Genomic DNA, 3,965 nt, shown 5'->3' on the forward strand with positions numbered 1-3,965 from the left:
ACCCGGCTGCAGCGCCCCGGCCGGCAGCGGCCGGGCCACGGCCCGGATCGGGGCGCCGTCGGCCCCGGGGATACTGAGGGGAAAGAGGAAGAGCTCGACGTCGGATCCTGCGTCAGTGGCCCGCTGGACCTGCTCCAGCCCGGTGAGGTTTTCCACGATGATGCAGCCGTTTCCCGCCAGGATGGCGTGGGCGGGAAAGCCGCCGCCGGCCGGGCCGCCGTCCTGGTTGCCCTGCTGGTCGCCGTGCGTGGCGCCGGGGGAGGTGGGATCCACGCTGAGGGCATCCAGGCCTACGGCGCGGTAGCCGCGGTCCACGATCAGTTGCGCCGCCGCAGCCTCCAGCCACGGGTGCTTGAGGTACTCCTCCGTTCCCCACGCCGCAGCACAGCCGGTGTGCAGCAGGAGGATTTTCTCTGGACTGCCCGGATACCCGGGTTTCCCAGGCTCCCCGGCCGAGCCCGCCGGGGCGATTCCCGCCAAGTGCGCGGCGGTGATGGCGCCGCCGCGGGCCACGTCCCGGACGTCCACGACTTCGGCGACGCCGCCGAAAAGGGACAGCGGCAATTCGTCCAAAGCTGCCCAGCCGTCGCCCACATGCAGGGGTGCGTCGGCGTGGGTACCCGAATGGGAGCCCAGCCCGAGCGAGAGCACGTTGGCGCCGTCGGCCTCCACGGTCAGTGCCGATGCGATCCGGACCTCCGGGTCGCCGGGATAGACAGGCATTCCCGTGCGCAGCGGGACGCTGAGATCGAACCACGTCACCGCTGGCCCACCAGTTCCGTGTCGAAGTCGCCGTGCAAGTCCGGCGCGGCTGCCTCCGGTGTTCCGGCAGCGACCGTGTTTCCAGCCGCATCGATGACCGGCGGCACCGGGGTGTCCTTCGAGGGGATCCAGCGCGGCCCGGCGGCCGGGAACACTCCGCGCGGCTCCGGGAAGATCCACAGCAGCCCGAGGTAGAGGACGGCTGCAAGCCCCAGCGATGCCGGCAGACTGATGTCCACACCGCCGGCCAGGTTGCCCAGGGGCCCCTGGAACTGGCCGGGCATGTTCACCATGCTCAACCCGGCGGCGGCGCTGACCAGCCAGGCCGCCATGCCGCGCAGGTTCCAGCCGTGGTTGAACCAGTACCGTCCGCCGGTCTGGCGCCGGTTGAACACCTGGAGGGCATCGGCGTCGTACCAGCCGCGGCGGGTGATGAAACCGATGATCATCACCACCATCCAGGGCGCGGTGCAGGTCACGATCAGGGTGGCGAACGTGGAAATGCTCTGGACGAGGTTGAAGGCGAAGCGGCCGGCGAAGATGAAGGCGATCGCCAGGATCCCGATGAACAGGGTGGCCTGGACCCGGTTGAACCTCGGGAAGACGCTGCTGAAGTCAAGGCCGGTCCCGTACAGCGAAGACGCGCCGGTGGACATGCCGCCGATCAGGGCGATGGCGCAGAGCGGGATGAAGTACCAGGCGGGGGAGACCGCCAGCAGGCCGCCGACGTAGTTCGGCGCCGCCGGGTCCATGAATTCCGGCGCCTTGGTGGCGATGATGGACGCAGTGGCCAGACCAAAGACGAACGGAATAAGGGTGGCCAGCTGGGCCAGCAGCGCCGCGCCCATGACCTTGCGCTTCGGGGTGGCGGTCGGGATGTAACGCGCCCAGTCGCCCAGGAACGCGCCGAAGGAGATGGGGTTGGACATGACGATCAGGGCCGCGCCGATGAACGCCGGGATGAACCCTGCGACGCCGACGCCGTCGAATCCGGTTCCGAAGGCACCCTCGAAGTTCAGGTTGAGGTCGCCCGCGAAGGCGATGAAGCCGACGACGAAGAGCAGAGTGGCCGCGGTGACGGCAATCTTGTTCACCAGCAGCATGAACTTGAACCCGTAGACGCAGACCACCAGAACGAGTCCACCGAAGAGGCCGTAGGCGACGGCGAACGAGCCCATGTCCTGCGGCAGGCNNNCCGACCAGCCGGTTCAGCCCGCCGACCAGGGCATCGCCGGAGCTCCAGACCGAGATGGAGAAAAATGCCAGCGCGGTCAGCAGTGAGAGGAATGATCCGACCACCCGGCCGTGCACGCCCAGGTGGGCGGAGGAGGACACCGCGTTGTTGGTTCCGTTCGTGGGGCCAAAGACGGCCATGGGCGCCAGCAGGAGGGCGCCGACAACCAGGCCCGTCACCGTCGCGGCGAGCCCCTGCCAGAACGACAGGCCGAACAGGATCGGAAATGCGCCCAGGAAGGCGGTGGCAAAGGTGTTGGCACCGCCGAACGAAACCCTGAACAAGTCAAAGGCGCTGGCATTGCGGTCCTTTTCGGGGATCCGCTCAATGCCGTAGGTCTCCACGTCGGTGACCTTGCCGCGGTTCCGCCCTGCGCCGGCGCCGTCAGGCTTTTCCTCGACCATGTTGTTCTCCATCCAGCTCATCATTGATTCCTAAGAGTTGCTTTATAAGCATCACAAGTTGTGTTGGAGGCTACACTGTGAAGCGGCTCACAGCAAGGCCCTGCAGTGTCCGGCCGGCGGGTTACGCAACCGGCCGCCGGACCGGGACCCTGCCGCGGGAAGCCCGGGCGGCCGATGTGCCCGCCGCCCGGTGAATAACAGGGATAATCTTCAACGGGGACCATCCACAACACGGCGCAAAGGCGGCACAGCGACATGGCACAGGCTCAAGCAGGCAAACCCCAGGGACGGTGGCGGACCTTCCACGAAAAGTTCGTCGTGGAGGAGCGCTTCATGAGCGTGACGGCGCGCCGGAATCTCTACCGGACCGCCGTCGTCCTGATGATCGCGGGCGCCGTACTGTTCGTGGTAATCCTCGCCGGAGTCCTGCAGCACGGCGGCATCTCTGCGGCGGATGAGCCCGTGCGGACCTGGCTCCTGACCCTGCGCGCGGAACCCACCACCATCATCATGATCATCCTTGCGATCATCTTCGGCCCCATCGGCCTGCCAATCATCGTCCTGATCGTGACGGTGGCCTGGGGCCTGCTCGCCAAGCACGCCTGGCGGCCGATGCTCCTGGCCGGCGCCATGCTGACCGGCGTCATTCTGGCGCAGGTCATCGGCCACATCGTCGAACGCCACCGGCCTCCGATCGACCTCATGCTCTTCGGCGCCGACTCCACGTTCTCGTTTCCGTCCGGCCACGTCCTCGGCGCGTGCGACTTCCTGCTGGTGACCACGTATCTGGTTTTTTCGCGCCGGAAGAACCCCATGTCCGCTGTCATCGCCTTCATCGTGGCGGGGATCGGCATCTTGACCGGGACCCTGCCGCGGGAAGCCCGGGCGGCCGATGTGCCCGCCGCCCGGTGAATAACAGGGATAATCTTCAACGGGGACCATCCACAACACGGCGCAAAGGCGGCACAGCGACATGGCACAGGCTCAAGCAGGCAAACCCCAGGGACGGTGGCGGACCTTCCACGAAAAGTTCGTCGTGGAGGAGCGCTTCATGAGCGTGACGGCGCGCCGGAATCTCTACCGGACCGCCGTCGTCCTGATGATCGCGGGCGCCGTACTGTTCGTGGTAATCCTCGCCGGAGTCCTGCAGCACGGCGGCATCTCTGCGGCGGATGAGCCCGTGCGGACCTGGCTCCTGACCCTGCGCGCGGAACCCACCACCATCATCATGATCATCCTTGCGATCATCTTCGGCCCCATCGGCCTGCCAATCATCGTCCTGATCGTGACGGTGGCCTGGGGCCTGCTCGCCAAGCACGCCTGGCGGCCGATGCTCCTGGCCGGCGCCATGCTGACCGGCGTCATTCTGGCGCAGGTCATCGGCCACATCGTCGAACGCCACCGGCCTCCGATCGACCTCATGCTCTTCGGCGCCGACTCCACGTTCTCGTTTCCGTCCGGCCACGTCCTCGGCGCGTGCGACTTCCTGCTGGTGACCACGTATCTGGTTTTTTCGCGCCGGAAGAACCCCATGTCCGCTGTCATCGCCTTCATCGTGGCGGGGA

Annotated in this window: 4 protein-coding genes and 1 pseudogene; 2 read left to right on the top strand and 3 right to left on the bottom strand. The window is 67.0% G+C overall.

The genetic code is table 11. The features are described from left to right. From Y706_RS24155 to Y706_RS30060, 3 genes and pseudogenes are all read right to left on the bottom strand, one after another. A partial coding sequence (locus Y706_RS24155; RefSeq protein ID WP_156945084.1) for a cyclase family protein occupies nt 1–762 on the bottom strand: 762 nt, incomplete at its 3' end. Further along, a complete protein-coding gene (locus Y706_RS24160; RefSeq protein WP_253906715.1) occupies nt 759–1,940 on the bottom strand; it encodes a purine-cytosine permease family protein in 1,182 nt (393 codons plus the stop codon). The genes Y706_RS24160 and Y706_RS24155, both read right to left, overlap by 4 nt. 73 nt (nt 1,941–2,013) lie before the next feature. After that, nucleotides 2,014–2,424: pseudogene (locus Y706_RS30060) on the bottom strand (cytosine permease); the annotation flags it as partial. 231 nt (nt 2,425–2,655) lie between these two features. On the opposite strand from Y706_RS30060, the gene Y706_RS24165 reads away from it, so the two are divergent. Continuing rightward, nucleotides 2,656–3,312, top strand: coding sequence for a phosphatase PAP2 family protein (locus Y706_RS24165; protein WP_253906716.1), 657 nt, complete (start codon nt 2,656–2,658; stop codon nt 3,310–3,312). Between the two features lie 61 nt (nt 3,313–3,373). Further along, on the top strand, nt 3,374–3,965 hold a 592-nt coding region (locus tag Y706_RS24170; protein WP_043435320.1), incomplete at its 3' end, for a phosphatase PAP2 family protein.

Origin of the sequence: Arthrobacter sp. I3 (genome assembly GCF_000520575.1) — a bacterium.
Classification (GTDB): Bacteria; Actinomycetota; Actinomycetes; order Actinomycetales; family Micrococcaceae; genus Arthrobacter; species Arthrobacter humicola_A.